The sequence below is a fragment of the Maribacter sp. MS6 genome (genome assembly GCF_056839185.1).
Genome location: NZ_CM166389.1, coordinates 1,473,922 through 1,490,431, shown reverse-complemented (window position 1 = coordinate 1,490,431; position 16,510 = coordinate 1,473,922). Strand labels below are relative to the sequence as shown.

15 protein-coding genes and 1 pseudogene are annotated in these 16,510 nt (G+C 39.6%); 12 read left to right on the top strand and 4 right to left on the bottom strand.

Features of this window, described 5'->3' with window-relative positions; translation table 11 throughout:
- The first annotated feature begins 1 nt into the window (after window position 1).
- The 6 genes and pseudogenes from MS6x_RS06670 (at window position 2) to MS6x_RS06645 (ending at window position 7,394) form a co-directional block, all read left to right on the top strand.
- Entirely contained in the window at window positions 2-547 is a 546-nt protein-coding gene (locus MS6x_RS06670; RefSeq protein ID WP_482606255.1) for a DUF3347 domain-containing protein, read from the top strand.
- A gap of 3 nt (window positions 548-550) precedes the next feature.
- Complete coding sequence (locus tag MS6x_RS06665) at window positions 551-3,046, top strand: heavy metal translocating P-type ATPase (protein ID WP_482606253.1); 2,496 nt, start codon at window positions 551-553, stop codon at window positions 3,044-3,046.
- Window positions 3,047-3,072: 26 nt separating this feature from the next.
- The gene (locus MS6x_RS06660; protein WP_482606251.1) at window positions 3,073-3,552 is read left to right on the top strand and encodes a DUF305 domain-containing protein; all 480 of its coding nucleotides are present in this window, start codon (window positions 3,073-3,075) and stop codon (window positions 3,550-3,552) included.
- A 4-nt stretch (window positions 3,553-3,556) separates the two neighbouring features.
- Window positions 3,557-4,834 (top strand): annotated as a pseudogene (locus tag MS6x_RS06655) (efflux RND transporter periplasmic adaptor subunit); the annotation flags it as partial.
- A gap of 131 nt (window positions 4,835-4,965) precedes the next feature.
- Window positions 4,966-5,382 (top strand): Fur family transcriptional regulator, encoded by a 417-nt coding sequence (locus MS6x_RS06650; RefSeq protein WP_482607150.1) that lies wholly within the window; start codon window positions 4,966-4,968, stop codon window positions 5,380-5,382.
- Between the two features lie 44 nt (window positions 5,383-5,426).
- Entirely contained in the window at window positions 5,427-7,394 is a 1,968-nt protein-coding gene (locus MS6x_RS06645; protein WP_482606249.1) for a heavy metal translocating P-type ATPase, read from the top strand.
- A 38-nt stretch (window positions 7,395-7,432) separates the two neighbouring features.
- Here the strand turns inward: MS6x_RS06645 and MS6x_RS06640 are convergent, their stop codons facing one another.
- Genes MS6x_RS06640 through MS6x_RS06630 form a run of 3 tightly spaced genes read right to left on the bottom strand, consistent with a single transcriptional unit; the run spans window position 7,433 to window position 8,603 of the window.
- The gene (locus MS6x_RS06640; protein WP_482606247.1) at window positions 7,433-7,642 is read right to left on the bottom strand and encodes a GDCCVxC domain-containing (seleno)protein; all 210 of its coding nucleotides are present in this window, start codon (window positions 7,640-7,642) and stop codon (window positions 7,433-7,435) included.
- On the bottom strand, window positions 7,642-8,238 hold the full coding sequence (gene merTP, locus MS6x_RS06635) for a mercuric transport protein MerTP (protein WP_482606245.1): 597 nt from the start codon (window positions 8,236-8,238) through the stop codon (window positions 7,642-7,644). The genes MS6x_RS06640 and merTP overlap by 1 nt, the downstream gene beginning before the upstream one ends.
- On the bottom strand, window positions 8,235-8,603 hold the full coding sequence (locus tag MS6x_RS06630; RefSeq protein ID WP_482606244.1) for an ArsR/SmtB family transcription factor: 369 nt from the start codon (window positions 8,601-8,603) through the stop codon (window positions 8,235-8,237). Before MS6x_RS06630 ends, merTP begins: the two co-directional genes overlap by 4 nt.
- Before the next feature lie 572 nt (window positions 8,604-9,175).
- On the opposite strand from MS6x_RS06630, the gene MS6x_RS06625 reads away from it, so the two are divergent.
- The 6 genes from MS6x_RS06625 to MS6x_RS06600 all read left to right on the top strand — a co-directional run bounded on the left by MS6x_RS06625 (window position 9,176) and on the right by MS6x_RS06600 (window position 15,908).
- Window positions 9,176-9,664, top strand: a complete 489-nt coding sequence (locus MS6x_RS06625; protein ID WP_482606243.1) for a hypothetical protein — start codon at window positions 9,176-9,178, stop codon at window positions 9,662-9,664.
- Between the two features lie 5 nt (window positions 9,665-9,669).
- The gene (locus MS6x_RS06620; protein ID WP_482606242.1) at window positions 9,670-10,773 is read left to right on the top strand and encodes an SIR2 family protein; all 1,104 of its coding nucleotides are present in this window, start codon (window positions 9,670-9,672) and stop codon (window positions 10,771-10,773) included.
- A gap of 54 nt (window positions 10,774-10,827) precedes the next feature.
- Window positions 10,828-11,997, top strand: coding sequence for an SIR2 family protein (locus MS6x_RS06615; RefSeq protein ID WP_482606241.1), 1,170 nt, complete (start codon window positions 10,828-10,830; stop codon window positions 11,995-11,997).
- A 2-nt stretch (window positions 11,998-11,999) separates the two neighbouring features.
- Window positions 12,000-13,823, top strand: coding sequence for an ATP-binding protein (locus tag MS6x_RS06610; RefSeq protein ID WP_482606240.1), 1,824 nt, complete (start codon window positions 12,000-12,002; stop codon window positions 13,821-13,823).
- Between the two features lie 4 nt (window positions 13,824-13,827).
- Entirely contained in the window at window positions 13,828-14,727 is a 900-nt protein-coding gene (locus MS6x_RS06605) for a retron St85 family effector protein (protein ID WP_482606238.1), read from the top strand.
- 194 nt (window positions 14,728-14,921) lie between these two features.
- Window positions 14,922-15,908: a retron St85 family RNA-directed DNA polymerase gene (locus tag MS6x_RS06600; protein WP_482606236.1), complete on the top strand. Its 987-nt coding sequence runs from the start codon at window positions 14,922-14,924 to the stop codon at window positions 15,906-15,908.
- Window positions 15,909-16,136: 228 nt separating this feature from the next.
- Here MS6x_RS06600 and MS6x_RS06595 read toward each other — a convergent pair whose 3' ends face one another.
- Window positions 16,137-16,307, bottom strand: a complete 171-nt coding sequence (locus MS6x_RS06595; RefSeq protein ID WP_482606234.1) for a hypothetical protein — start codon at window positions 16,305-16,307, stop codon at window positions 16,137-16,139.
- Between the last annotated feature and the right edge of the window lie 203 nt (window positions 16,308-16,510).

Sequence of the window (16,510 nt, the reverse complement as noted above, 5' to 3'; positions counted from 1 at the left end):
TATGAAACGAAACGCAACGCTGACAATCGCAACAATCACGCTGATTACTTTGGCCTCATGTGGGGAAACAAAGAATAAACAGGATGCCAAAATCAGTACTCCTGAAGAATTGGAAACCAAGAAGGAGAATACGGCTGACATCGCCGATGCCTCCTTTTCGGAAGGCATGACGGGCAAGGTTTTCCATAACTATCAACAGATCCGTATGGCCTTGGTCAATTCCGATGCCGGGGAAGTACAAACGGCCGCGGGAAATCTGGCGGAGAGTTTTTCAGAAGAACGGGAAGAAATGAAATCGATGGCAATGGCCATGGCCGAAGCCGATGATATTGAAAAGCAACGGGAGTTCTTTTCCCAATTTACCGAAAAGGTGGAGCCGATGTTCAAGGAATCGATTTCCGAAGGGGCAATCTACAAACAGTTTTGCCCAATGGCATTTGACGGTAAGGGCGGTTACTGGATCTCCAATGTGGAGGAAATAAAGAATCCATACTACGGGGATAAAATGTTGAAGTGTGGAAAGGTTACTGAAACCATAAAAAAGTAAAATATGAAACACACCTATCACATACACGGAATGACCTGCAACGGCTGTCGCAGCCATGTGGAGAAAACACTTTCCGAAGTGGAAGGTGTGACCCAAGTTTCTGTCGATTTGGGAAAATCGGAAGCTACCATTGAGATGGAAAAACATATTCCCTTGGAAAAGTTTCAAGAGGTTTTGAAAAATGATGGAGACCAGTATAGCATCCATACACAGGGAGAGCATCAACATACGGCAGAAAAGCAAACCGAAAAGTCCAAAGGAACGGGAACGTTCTATTGCCCAATGCATTGCGAAGGCGACAAAACCTATGACAATCCGGGCGATTGTCCCGTATGTGGAATGGATTTGGTCGAGGAACAAAATCAGTCCGTTTCATCTTCCGAACAATGGACGTGTCCGATGCATCCCGAAGTGGTCAAGGACGAGCCAGGAAGCTGCCCAATATGTGGTATGGATTTGGTGCCAATGCAACCCGACATTTCCGCAGAGGAGAAGACCTATAGAAAGTTACTTAAAAAGTTCTGGGTTGCCGCAGCGTTTACATTGCCGATCTTCCTGATCGCGATGAGTGAAATGATTACCAACAATCCGTTATACGATATCTTGAAACAGAAAAATTGGAATTGGATTCAGTTTGCACTATCGATTCCCGTGGTGTTTTACGCCACTTGGATGTTCTTCGAACGGGCCTACCGCAGTATCAAAACATGGAACCTGAATATGTTTACACTTATCGGAATCGGTGCGGGGGTCGCTTGGCTCTTCAGCGTGGTCGGTATGTTGGTTCCGGATATTTTTCCATCGGAGTTCAAGACGGAATCAGGGGCAGTCCATGTCTATTTTGAGGCGGCTACCGTTATTCTGACCTTGGTGTTGTTAGGGCAGCTTTTGGAAGCCCGCGCACACAGCAAGACCAACTCGGCAGTAAAGGAACTGCTGAAACTCGCCCCCAACAAAGCCGTTAAGATTGTCGATGGCGAAGAAGTGGAAGTGCCTATTGACAAGATTGCATTGGGGGATATCCTAAAGGTAAAGCCGGGGGACAAAATTCCTGTGGATGGTGTAGTAACCGAGGGGAGCACCTCCGTGGATGAATCGATGATTACGGGCGAACCTATTCCGGTCAATAAATCGGTAGATGATAAGGTCAGTAGCGGAACGATAAACGGGAACCAGTCTTTTTTGATGAAGGCGGAGAAAGTAGGTTCGGACACCTTGCTCTCGCAAATCATCCACATGGTAAACGATGCAAGCCGTAGCCGTGCGCCCATACAAAACTTGGCCGATACGGTATCCGCATATTTTGTGCCCATTGTAGTACTGATCGCGATAATCACATTTATCGTTTGGGCAGTTTGGGGGCCTGATCCGGCCTACGTCTTTGCTTTGGTCAACGCCATCGCCGTACTCATCATCGCCTGCCCCTGTGCATTGGGATTGGCAACGCCGATGTCCGTAATGGTCGGTGTGGGCAAAGGAGCGCAGAACGGTGTACTCATCAAGAATGCCGAAGCCTTGGAAAAAATGAATAAGGTCAATACGCTTATCGTGGACAAAACGGGAACCATTACCGAAGGAAAACCCACCGTAGAAAAGATAGGTGTGTTCGGTAACACCTATTCCGAGGAAGAGATATTGCAGTATATTGTCTCATTGAACAGCAATAGTGAGCATCCACTGGCGGAAGCGACCGTAAGCTATGGAAAGGAACAAAATACAGAAATCAAAAAGGTCGATGGATTCAGTGCGGTAACCGGAAAAGGTGTCGAAGGAAAAGTCGATGGCAAAAAGTTGGATTTGGGCAATCCTAAAATGATGGACTATGCCAATGGCACCATTTCTTCGGAAATGAAGGACGAGGCCAAAAGCTATCAAAAACAGGGAAAGACGGTTTCTTATCTCGCCATTGACGGAACGGTTGCAGGCTATGTTGTCATTGGGGACAAGATAAAGAAAACAAGTGCCAAGGCTATCAAAGAGCTACAGGAAAAAGGTATCGATGTGATCATGCTTACGGGCGATAATCACGATACGGCGCAGGCCGTGGCCAGCGAACTCAACTTAGCGGACTTCAAGGCAGGAATGTTACCGGAAGATAAACTAAGGGAAGTCGAAAAACTTCAGGAAAGCGGTAAAGTGGTCGCAATGGCAGGCGATGGTATCAATGATGCTCCGGCATTGGCAAAAAGCGATGTGGGCATTGCCATGGGAACAGGTACCGATGTCGCCATCGAGAGCGCGGCGATCACTTTGGTAAAAGGGGATTTACAGGGTATCGTCAAAGCAAGAAACCTGAGCGATGCCGTAATGAAGAATATCAAGCAAAACCTATTCTTTGCCCTTATATACAACACTTTGGGCGTACCTATTGCCGCTGGGGTTCTTTATCCGTTTTTCGGAATTCTGCTTTCCCCTATGATAGCGGCCTTGGCCATGAGTTTCAGTTCCGTATCGGTCATAGCCAATGCCCTTAGATTACGGACAATATCAATTAAATAATTTAATGAACATAAAACCTGAAAAAAATGGAAAATTCAAAACAACATTCAAAAGACGGAAACTATAAGACATTCTTCATAATGCTGGCTTGCTCATTTGTAGCCATGTACATTACGATGTATTTAAACACGTATTCCTTAGACCATGTATTTTTTAGCCTAACCCGCTTCTATATGGTTTGCTTGGGAATCGCCGCAATGGCTGTGATTATGTGGTTCTTTATGCGCAAAATGTACAATGACAAAAAGAAGAATGTAGGTATACTCGTGGGCAGTTTGGTTCTTTTTTTAGGCGCACTCGGTTTAGTGAGAATTCAAGCGCCAATCGTTGGCGACGTGCTTTGGATGAAAGCTATGATACCGCATCACTCGATAGCTATATTGACAAGTGAACGTGCCGATATTCAAGATCCAGAGGTTAGGAAATTAGCTGAGGATATTATCAAAGCGCAACGTAAGGAAATTGAAGAAATGAAACAGATGATCGAACGTCTGGAAAACGAATAATATTATGAACAAAAACATCATTTATATCGCTATTGCAGTACTCGTAGGACTACTATGTGGCTGGCTCATTTTTGGTAGTAATTCTAACGATGGAATTAACCCCGAACACGACCACACCCAAGAAATGGAATCGGGCGAAATGTGGACGTGTTCGATGCACCCCCAGATCATGCAGCCTGAACCGGGCGATTGCCCCATTTGTGGCATGGATTTGATTCCCGCGGAATCAAATGATGAGGGCATGGCCATGGGCCAGTTCAAAATGACAAAAAATGCTATGGCGTTGGCAAATATTAGGACTACAAAAGTGGGTTCGGGTACTTCTGGAGATAACACCCTTAAACTTTCGGGAACTATAGAAGAAAATGAAAAAGCGGTCGCGACCCAGGCCTCTTATTTTGATGGTCGTATCGAGAAACTGTTTGTCAATTCGGAGGGCGAGGAAGTCCGAAACGGACAACAACTTGCTACGCTTTATTCCCCCGAACTGGTTTCCGCACAACAGGAATTGATTACCGCTGCCAGTCTAAAAGAATCACAACCCGATTTATATAAAGCGGTACGCAACAAACTAAAATTGTGGAAACTTTCCGAAAAACAGATCGAGCTGATTGAGACATCGGGTAAAGTACAGGAGAATTTTCCGATTTATGCGAATGTTTCCGGTACGGTATCCGAGATTATGGTCGAGGCCGGGGACTATGTAAAAAAGGGTTCGCCCATATTTAAAATAGCGAATTTGGGAACTGTATGGGCCGTTTTCGACGCCTACGAAAATCAGGTTTCCCTTTTGAAGGAGAGGCAGAATATCGAGATTGTTACGAAGTCCTATCCCGATAAAAAATATAATGCCAAGATTTCTTTTATTGACCCAATACTCAATTCCTCAACAAGAACGGTTGAAGTTCGCGCAGTTTTGAATAATCCAAATGGGCATTTAAAACCGGGAATGTTCGTAGCAGGTTCATTGGCCTTGGTATCAGATAAAAAAGATGATACCCTTGTAATACAAGAAAGTGCCGTGCTTTGGACCGGCGAACGTTCAGTCGTCTACGTTAAGACCGACCCTAATAGCCCAATTTTCGAGATGCGACAAATTGCTATTGGGGATGCCGTTAACGGCGGGTATATCGTTCTTTCAGGTCTGGAAAACGGAGATGAAATCGTGACCAATGGAACTTTTACCGTTGATGCCGCTGCCCAACTTAAAGGCAAAAAATCCATGATGAACGAAGAAGGCGGAAAAACAATGACTGGGCATGAAGGACATGAGGGGATGGAGTAGATTTTTTTACAATTTTTAGTAAGTAGTATTTGCTTAAAAAAGTAACTATATCGATTTTGTAATAAATTACGCCTTTCTAATTGGCGAAAAAAGTAAAGGGGCGTGCACCATGGGTCTTGTTTTTTAATATGAAAGAAATAGAAAAATTGTTGGTAGAGAAGAAGGTACGCCCTACGGCGATGCGCATATTGATATATAAGTATATGGCCGAAAAGGAAGTTGCAGTCGCTCTGACCGACATTGAGAACGTTTTCGCAAAAGCGGACAGAACTACATTATACAGAACATTGAAAACTTTTGAGGAAAAAGGAGTGGTACATCAAATTGACGATGGAACCGGCATACAGAAATATGCACTGTGCGAACCGGGGTGTAATTGTGAACTAGAGCAAGATTTACATCTTCACTTTCATTGTAGCAACTGTAACGAAACGGTGTGCCTTACAGCTCATAAAATACCTCATATCAGCTTGCCTGATGGGTTTGTGGCCGAGGATGCCAATTTGGTGCTTAAAGGTATTTGCGAGAAGTGTAGCGGACAATAAATGCACTTCTGTTGCATTCTTATTTTTATGTTCTTGCAATAATTATGAAAAAGAAAAAAGTAAGCCTGCGGGAAATAGACCCCAAAAAACATCAAGGAGAACATACACACGATGACGGGCACAACCATGGAAGTCCCGAAAAAGCATCAAATTTTAGAACCTATTTGCCGGCAATTTTCAGCTTCGTAATGCTGATAGTAGGGATTGCGATTGATTATTTTGACGCATTCCCTTTTTTCAAAGGATGGATTAGGATCGTATGGTACACGGTGGCCTATATTCCGGTCGGATTTCCCGTAATCAAGGAAGGTTGGAACAGTATCAAGAACGGCGATTTCTTTACCGAATTCTTCCTGATGTCAATCGCAACCTTGGGGGCGTTCGCCATCGGGGAATATCCGGAAGGTGTGGCCGTAATGCTTTTCTATGCCGTGGGCGAACTGTTCCAAAATGCAGCGGTCAACCGGGCAAAAGGAAACATAAAGGCGTTACTCGATGTCCGTCCGAACGAGGCACTGGTATATCGTGATGGGGATTTTGTTCCGGTCAATCCCGAGATCGTCCGGATTGGAGAGACAATTCAGGTTCGTGTGGGCGAAAAAGTACCGCTCGATGGTATACTACTTTCAAAAAAGGGTTCTTTCAATACCGCGGCCTTGACAGGAGAAAGCAAACCCGATACCATCACCAAGGGCGATACCGTTTTCGCCGGAAGCATCAATCTTGATGGCGTAATCGAAATCGAGACGACCAAGGAATTTAAGGACAGTTCTATCGCACGTATTCTCGATATGGTGCAAAACGCGACCGCGAGAAAATCAAAGACCGAACTGTTCATTAGAAAATTTGCACGCATCTATACGCCCATCGTCGTATTCCTCGCCATCGGCCTGACGTTCCTGCCTTACCTTTTTGTGGACGATTACGTGTTTCGGGATTGGTTGTACCGTGCTCTGATATTCCTTGTGATTTCCTGCCCCTGTGCGTTGGTCATTTCCATTCCCCTTGGCTATTTCGGGGGATTGGGTGCGGCATCCCGAAACGGGATTCTGTTCAAAGGTGCATCTTTTTTGGACGCAATGACCAAAGTGAACACAGTCGTAATGGACAAAACGGGAACTGTAACCAAGGGGGTCTTTAAAATCAAGGAAGTGGTAAACAGCTCGGCATTTACCGAAGCTGAATTTATGCAGTACTTAATGGCAATGGAAGAACAATCCACGCACCCCATTGCCAAGGCGATATTGGAATACAAGGCAGACGGTACGGATTTTGAAGCGACTGAGGTTTCCGAAGTCGCCGGAAAAGGGTTAAAAGGAACTGTCAATGGAAAAATAGTGTTGGTAGGAAATAAAGCCTTAATGACCTCGAACAAAATACAGGTTAATTCAGAAACAGATAGTATCGTAGAATCAATTGTAATGGTCGCCATTGATGGAAAATTTGCAGGTTATGTAACTATTGCCGACGAATTGAAGGAAGATGCCCATCAAGCCATAAAACAAATTAGGGAATCAGGGATTTCCAAAATCATTATGCTCTCAGGCGACAAGGATTCCATAACCCAACAAGTTGCAAAAGAATTGGGCATAGATTGGGCAAAGGGTGGTCTATTACCGGAAGATAAACTGAACGAAGTCGAAGAGCTCAAAAAACAACCCGATACCAAAGTTGCTTTTATTGGCGATGGTATTAACGATGCGCCTGTCTCGGCGACAAGTGATGTAGGAATAGCGATGGGAGGTCTTGGCAGTGATGTCGCTATCGAGACCGCTGATGTCATCATCCAGAACGACCAACCTAGTAAAATTGGAAGGGCTATTAAAATAGGGCGTTCTACAAGACGTATCGTTTGGCAGAACATCGGTATGGCATTCGGGGTAAAAATTATTGTGCTCATTTTGGGTGCAGGTGGCCTGGCAACAATGTGGGAAGCGGTTTTTGCCGATGTGGGCGTGGCGTTGTTAGCTATATTGAATGCGGTGCGGTTGCAAAAAATGAAGTGGTGGTAAAACCAGTAACGACTTGTGCTTTTAGGCTTTTACCTAGCCTATTTACAGCAACTTGAACATTCTTGGATTGGTGGGCAAGCAATAGTTCCATAGGAACAATAAACGCAACAATCGCCTTCTTTTGGTTTTAGCAGCGTTTTGCAATTCTTGCATTCGTAAAAAAACTGGCACGCCGTTGTGGGCATCTCCTCTTTTGCTTTATGTCCGCATTCAGGACAAGTAACCGTGGATTCTAACAGTATCTTCATTACTTCACTATTTTGTAACCCGTGCTAAGTATAGCAGTTTCTATTTTTTGAAGATCAACCTTAGTATCATCATATTTTACGATGGTATTCGCCGCTTCGTAATCTGCATCGACTCTTAGTATTCCGTCGAGTTTGTTTACTTCGTTTTCGATATGTGCTTCGCAACCAGTACAGGTCATCCCTTCAATAGTTACCCTGATTTCTTTAACGTTCGATTGCTCCACATACACCACTTCTTTATTGGTATCGGGATTGGAATAAAAAATATGGGAGTAATATGGAAAGGCTAACATCACTCCGGCAAATAAGGTTATAAAAAACAAAAAACCCTTGGAGTTGATAAACTTCGGTTTTTCATCTTCGCATGCACAATCAATCTCCGCTTTGGTTTTTGGTTTGAACTTTTGGTACCAGGCAAAGGCTAGGACTAAAACCGTAAATCCTATTAAATACGGTCTAAAAGGTTCTATCCAAGAAAAGGTAGAAGCCAAACCCGTTGTTCCTGCAAGTACAGCAAGTACGGGAGTTATGCAACATATGGATGCCGCCAGAGCAGTCAGAACCGAAGTGCCGATTAATTTGCTATTTCCGATCATACCAGAATATTTTCGTTTTTCAATAAATCGAGAATTGGACTCAATGTCGCCAACTTGTCTTTGTTAAGCGCATAAAAAATCGTCTGCGCTTCTTTTGTGGAGTAGACCAAATCTCTATCCTTTAGCTTTCTTAGGTGTTGTGAAATTGCGGACACGTTCATCTGAAGTATATCGCTCAAATCACAAACACATAGTCTTTCCTCCCTTTGAAGCAAAAAGAGAATTTGAAGCCGGACTTTGTTTCCTGCCAAGTTTAGGACTTCGGAAACAAAATTTAATGAACTGTCCAACTCAGCTATTGAAGATCTACAATCCATTATCTGTTTTGCGTCTGCTTCCAGTCGAATACATATTTGCTTTCCCATAAAACAAAGGTATGTATTTTAGCATTTGCTTAAATACAGGAATATGTTAAATTTGTAGCCACATAAAACGGTCGTTTATGGTACAGCTATGACAAAACGAATCTTGATTTAATTGAGTGTCGCATTTGTGGTCTCTTTTAGTAGTTTCGTTAATTCACCTTTTATGAGACACTTTTAAACTCTTTACAAAAAGCGGATTTTGTAAAGAGTTGTGCTATTTTGGAGTGTATTTTAGGGAGTTCAACTGCAATCCGAAAACCATCTCCAAAAGACGTAATGTAAAGAGTTCTGAAAAAACAGATTTATGCATGGCTGAAATTAATGTTTAAAATCACAATGATCAATCTTATTCTTTTTTACACTTTTCCGTAAGAAAGTTTACACAACTTACCTTATATTGCAGCTACACTAACTGAAGTTTACTCCCCTACCACTTTAGAAATTCTGAGGACTTGTTGCTTTAGAAAAACATTAATACTTGTGCATGTATCCCGCTGTATAAGTCGATATATGTATAAGCGCACATACTCTTACGTTACCTGCTATTAATAAAAATGAGTAAACTAATAACTATGATTAATTGGGAGAGTGTGTTAACAGGGGCAGTGACATTCATACTTGCACTTATAATAAAGTTAGTCTTGGATTTCAAAATTGCTCATTGGTGGATTAAATATTTTTGGTGGATACCGCTTAGAAACTATTTCAGAACAAAGCCAATAAATATTTCAGGAAATTGGGAAGAATATTGGGAATTAAAGAGCAGTGAAAAATTCAAAGAAGAGACTAAAAGACATAGTCACCCGAGAATAAAGCAACAGGGCAAATACTGCTATGCAGAATTCATAGCTGATGGTAAAACTTATGGCGTGTTTGGAACAATAATGAATGACTATTTCATTGGTGAATGGTATGACATCAATGACCCAATTGGATATTTTGGGACTTTTCACCTTCAAATACAAGATGGAAGCAATATGGAAGGTAAATGGTTAGGACATTCCAAATCATTCTACGGTGTGAGAGAGGGAGAATGGAAATGGAAGAAAATCAATAAGTAGTATTCTTGGAGACTAGAAAAGAAGACATATTGCCTATTCAAAATGACAAACCAGAGTTAGTCTTTCTTTTTGGTGCAGGTGCTTCTTATGGCGACGGAATACCTGTACAAGCTGACCTTATTCCTCTAATATTAGAGGACTCAGATTTACAACTCTCCAAATCGACTGCAGGAAAACAGATTCGTTCATTTCTTAAAGGCAACTTTTCCACCAAAGATAGATACCCGACATTGGAAGAAGTCTTTGGTTTTATTGACTTCCATTTAAACAATGATCTAAGTCTATCAAAAAAATGGACATTAAAAGAACTACATGACTTAAAATCTAATTTGACAAAAGTTCTTCATTACGTCATTAGTAGTAAAACAAAACAAAGTGAGCATTTCAGACAGTTTTGGAAAAAAATAAAATCAAATCGAAAGGAAATCGGAGTTATTACAACCAATTATGACACACTTATTGACGAGTCATTTGATAGAATCTACAGTGAATATTTAATTGACTATTGCATAGACCTAATAAACTTTAGATATCCTAATAATACAACTCCATTTGATTGGTGGGTCAATCCTAACAAGCCGGTAACTCAGTTTGGTAATGAAAGACCGATTAGAACGAAACTCCTTAAAATACACGGAAGCCTAAATTGGAAATATTGCAATTGTTGTGGCCAAATCGGCTTGACTCCCTGGCAACACGGAATCAATTTAAAAACAGACTCATTTGATTCATTTTTTGAGAGTGACATTACAAGTTGTCCGTTTGACGATAACAAACTCTCTTCACATATTCAGGTTCCGACACATTTAAAAACAAATACAAATTTCATTTTCAGTAAACTCTATGATGAAGCGGGATATACGGTGCGGTCGGCAAAGACTCTTGTAATAATCGGCTATTCATTTCCAGAAGCTGATGTTCATATCAGAGCAATGATTAAAAGAAATTTTAATCCTGACAATCAAATTATTGTTGTTAATAAAAGCAGGGCAAAAGACTTAATTTACAGATATGAATCTCTGTCAAAAAATGTGGACTATCACGAATTGACATTTGAAAGATTTATTAAATCGAGGTTATTTGAAAAAATAATAAAGAACGGCAGGTAATATTTTTTGGAAAAAATCAATTAAAAGAAGTTTATCAAATTATAATCATAGAAAATGGAAGAACAAGATTTCAATAGTATAAACGAAAAACTCAGAGAACATCTTGATGCTCCAAGACAAAATTGGCTATTTGGTGCAGGGATAAGTTATGAGTCGAACATTCCATTAATGTATCCTTTAACTGATAGGGTAAAAGAAATTATAGAAGCATCAACACATGAAAAGAACATTGAGATCTATAAGATTTTGGGCAAAGAGCTTGAGGAGTCAGCACACATAGAGCATTATCTTAGTCACTTAGGTGATTTAATAACACTTTCTGAAAGATCAAGAACAAAGAGCGCTTCCATAGGAAAAAATAATTATTCTGAAGCTGAGCTTCTATATTTATATAAGTCAATAATAAAAGCAATAGGAATTACAGTCCGCTACGGCTATTCAAAAAATGGAGGAGAACCATTAATCGGCACGGCCGAAGAACCTATAGTTGAAATTGACCAACACATTAAATTTATCCAGTCCATTTATTCTAATAGAGCTAATCTAACATCTCGCTCTAAACTAACGTTTTTCACAACTAACTACGATACGTTACTTGAAGACGCACTTGGACTTGAAAAAATTACTGTTGTTGATGGTTTCTCAGGTGGTTCTATCGGATATTGGAATCCGGCAAATGAATTTTCTAAAGAAGTAATTCATCCAAGTAAATGCTATTTATATAAACTGCACGGTTCAATCGACTGGCAGCGTGACAATGAAAAAGGTCTAGTAAGAACTAGATATGGAACGAAATACCTTAAAAATATATCGGATATTCTCATCTACCCTCAAGCTACCAAGTATGTTGAGACACAGAAAGATCCGTTTTCATACTTATTTACCGGCTTTAGAAATGCGCTTAGTTCATCGAATGACAACGTACTAATTACATGTGGCTATAGTTTTGGTGATGAGCATATCAATGCTGAAATAGAATCCGCTTTATCAAGTCAATTGAATCGAACAACCCTCATCGCCTTTATTGCCGAGGATAACAACAATGGACAAAAAGTAAATAAGACATTGGATTCTTGGCTAACCAATCCAAATTTTGGCGAGCGTGTTTATGCTGCCGGAAAAAAGGGAATTTACTATAATTCTATTACACCACTTGAGCCAAACGAAGAAGGCGAACTTAACTGGTGGAAGTTTGATGGATTAACTAACTATATATCCAATTAATTATGGCCAATCAACTATTTAGAACATCTTCTGGTCTTAAGATAGGCAGAATTACCGAAGTGAATGGAAGTACAATTCGAATTGAATTAGACGGGAAGATTACTGAATTGACACGCGCAGTATCCGGCCAAGTCTACTCAATAGGTCAAATTGGAAGCATAATAAAAATTCATTTCGGCCGAAAGATTTTATTCGCATATGTAAGAATGTTACGAATGCATTCTGATATTCTTGCAGAAGAAGGGAAAACGCCAATATTACCAGGAGATGACAAAAGACTTCTCGAAGCTGATCTATTTGGTCAGGGCGTTTGGGATACAAAGGCACAAAGATTGACATTTTCAAGAGGTATTGAAACTTACCCTTTACCTCTGCAAGACGCTTTTTTGTGTCTAAACGGAGAGCTTGACTGTATATACAGAGCTGCGGAAAATATAAATGAAAAAAGTGATAACCCAATGATTCCAATCGGCCATTACGTTGGAGGAAGTTCTGCTATTTGCCGGGCTAATATCGATAAACTTTTTGGACATCATTGTGCTATCTTAGGATCTACAGGTTCAGGGAAATCTGGCACCGTAGCCTCGATTCTACATTCCGTTTTATCACATGATTCTAATGGAAGTTCTATTACTCCTAGAATCGTAATAATTGACCCTCATGGTGAGTATGCCAAAGCCTTTAAAGGAAAAGCAGTGGTTTACAGAGCATATAATGAGGCTTCGGCGGAGTCGAATGATTCTGTACAGTTGAAACTGCCCTACTGGCTAATGTCTAGTGATGAATTTAAATCGTTGGTAATTGGAAAAACTGAATTTGAAGCCACGTCCCAAACAAACATGATTTATCAAGCTTTAAACTATGCTAGATTACTCAATGCAGGACTTGTGGAAAACGTTGGAGAAGATCCGATGGGCCAAGCAGACTGCGAGATTCCCAAAGCAGGTAAAACTGAGAATGACATTCTCAACTTCGATAGAGATAAACCGATGCCATTCCTACTTTCCGAATTTGTAAAGCATGCGGACAAAGTTCAAGGACGCAAAGCAGGAAAAATCGATAACTTAACACCGAGCGATTCTAACAGACAGAAAATAGAAGCTATTCTTAAAAAGCTAAAAGTACTACGTAGCAATCCGCAACTATCATTTCTAATGGAGGAGTTTGGTGTGTCATCGCCGACCTTGGATGAAATCCTTAATCAATTTGTTGGTGAGCAAGATGATAAAAACTTAAGAATCATTGATATTTCAGGTCTTCCAAATGAGGTTGCGGGACCACTAACTGCTCTAATTGCACGTTTGTTATTTCAATATAAATTATGGCAAACAAGAGTGGAGAGGGAAAAAGACCCCGTCCTATTTATATGTGAGGAAGCGCATCGTTATGTTCCTAATCATGGTGAAGCACAATATAAAGAAGCTCAAGAGGCTGTAAGGCGAATAGCAAAAGAAGGAAGAAAGTACGGAATCGGCCTAATGCTTGTTTCGCAAAGACCATCTGATGTAGAGGCAACAGTTCTTTCTCAATGTAATTCATGGATAATTCTGAGATTAACTAATTCTAGCGACCAAGAACATGTATCTAAATTTTTGCCTGACAGTCTTTTAGGGCTGACTAAAATGCTTCCTTCCCTTGTTAGAAGGGAAGCGATATTTGTAGGAGAGGCAGCTGCACTTCCAAGTCGGATAAAGATTAATAAATTAGACGAAAGTCAGCTGCCGGATTCAAATGACATAAGTTTCGTAAAGGGTTGGATAAATCCTCCGACAAACTTAGATAATCTAAAAAAAATAGGAAGTAGATGGCTAGGGCAAAAAGAATGAAACATTGAGTACATATAGAAAAATATCGGACGAAGATTGTAAAAAGTTAGCGAAAAGGATTCGTGACGACTTTCACAAACCGTTGAATACTTTCAAAACAACTATGTTTCTATGTGGTGCCGACATCTCTTTAAAAGATAAATTGAGATTTAAGGTAGCGAATGAGATTAAGAATTTTTGGAATTCATATCGGTATGAAATTGTTTACCCCGAAGATATCTTTGATGAGCTTTTATATAGTTCAAGAAGCAAAGATTTACTTTCACTCGAGAATTTACTTGCCGATAGCGTTGACGTTATATTAATGATTCCTGAAAGTCCAGGCTCCTTTGCTGAACTAGGTGCTTTTGCTAATAATGAAAATTTGAGGGCAAAAATTGTTTGTCTGATTGACCAAAAGTATAAGAAAAACAAAAGTTTCATAAATCAAGGGCCGATAAAACTGATAAAAAAAGCCAATAAAAGTGGAGTGATTTTCATCAACCCGGATGAGATATCAAATGAAATTAACGAAATTAAGTATGCAATTAATTTCACGAAAAAGAATAGTGCAGTTAAAACAAAAGCTGTAAATCTACTTCAATTAGATAGATTTTTACTTCCAACAATATATTTACTTGAGCCAATAAATGATTTGACTTTAGGAAAAATAGTTGGTGAAGCAATTGATGATATTTCAAATTCCTATGAAGCGACACGAACAGCATTAACAACGCTTACCAAGAAAAAGGCAATTGAATATACTATTGATGGTTATAGATTGACTGATTTGGGATTAGAGCAATTTGAAAGATTACGAAAAGTAAGTAGCAGAATAAAGGTTCAAGAAGAAACAGTAGCGTTGGACAAATTAAGATTAGAATTTTTAAATTTTAAATTAAGAAATAAAAAAATGAAGATATAAGAAAGTTCTTTTTAGACGCTTTTTATTGCGTTATGTAATAAAAAAGTGAGTGAGTGTTGTTCCGACACTCGAGTTTTAAACTTAGATACTATCATCGCAAATTTTAATGATATCTTCGATTCCTCAGATATCATTAAATTTCACTCAAATATTGAGAAGTATTAAGAACTTTCTTTCCTTCATTCTAAAAAGTTATGGCAAGAAACGAAAACATACGATTGAATATGCTTGGACTTCCAATAATCCAAACAATCGATGATTTTTCTCAAATAACCCATCTTTCAAAATATACTCTTTATCAATTATCCGTAAGGTCAGACTTTCATTATAAAAAATTTCCGTTAAAGAAAAAAACTGGCGGAACTCGAACTATTTGTCAACCAAGTAAAAACCTAAAAGGTTTACAAGCTTGGATATTAGTCAACATTCTAAACAAACTCAGGGTTTCTGACTCTTGCAAAGGTTTTGAAAAAGGCAGTTCAATTGCTGATAACGCAAGACCTCATATTAATGCAAATTGTATGCTTACAATTGATTTGTCTGATTTTTTCGGAACTGTAACTGACATTCAAGTTTATAATGTTTTCAAATCAATAGGCTACAATAAATTGATTTCAACAATGCTAACAAATATTTGTACTTGCGATAATTCTTTACCGCAAGGTAGTCCTTGTTCGCCTAAATTAGCTAATCTAATAACTTGGAGATTAGATAAACGCATACAAGGATTTGTTGGCAAAAGGGGAATTACATACACTCGATATGCAGATGATTTATCTTTTTCTGGACTTCATCCTTCAAGTACAATTCAGGTTTTACCAATTGTAAAAAGTATTATAGAAGATGAAGGTTTTTTTATTAACCAAAAAAAGACAAGAGTTGCTGGCGCTAGTAGAGCTAAGAGAATTACGGGGTTAGTAGTCTCGAACAATCGATTTGGAGTTGGAAAGATAAAATATAGGATTGTTCGTTCAAAAATATTCCATCTTACTAAACCAAAAGAGCAGAAAAACACCGTCCTTCTTAATGAAGTAAATGGCTGGATTTCATATTTGAATAGTGTAGATAAATCAAGATATGGTAAACTAATAAAATATGTTTCGGAATTAAAAAAGGTGTATCCGAAAACACTTGTTGTAAAAATAACTATTGCCAACAAAACCTCCTATGAAAAGCCTTAGACCAGTTCAAATAAAGCTTATTTCAACTTAATTGTACTAGTACATTTAAATCCACCTTTATTTGAACTTTTTAAAATGTTATCTGCACTCTTTACAGAACGCACCTTTTGCAAAGAGTTTATTGAGCGTACAAAATTCTTGAAAAGTAGTTAAATTATCTTGGCCACTATAGAACGGTAAATTGAGAGATTTTTCCCAAGCCCCTGCGGAAGTCGTACAACCCTTACACTACAATCCTCCCCGTACGGACACGCTTCGCCGGTCCGCTCGGGAAGTCTTTCCGCTACAGTTTTGAACGACACCCTCGGAGCCGCGCAAAAGCCCAAGCGGCGGAAAAGCCGCTTGCCCTTTCTTCTCCCTACCCACAAAAAAATTGAATATTTCCGTATTTCTTTCCATTTTTTCAACACCATATTAGACCAGATAAATTTCCCGATTGGTCTTAAATAACCTCATATGGTTCCATATGTTTTTAAGAGTTAAATAAATGATTATAAGTTAGTTATATTCAACATCTATAACTTATATTTATCCGTGAAACGGATAGCGAGGTGCATTCTAAGTAACTTAGAATTGTCTACTTCTTGCGAAGTGTTTTGCCT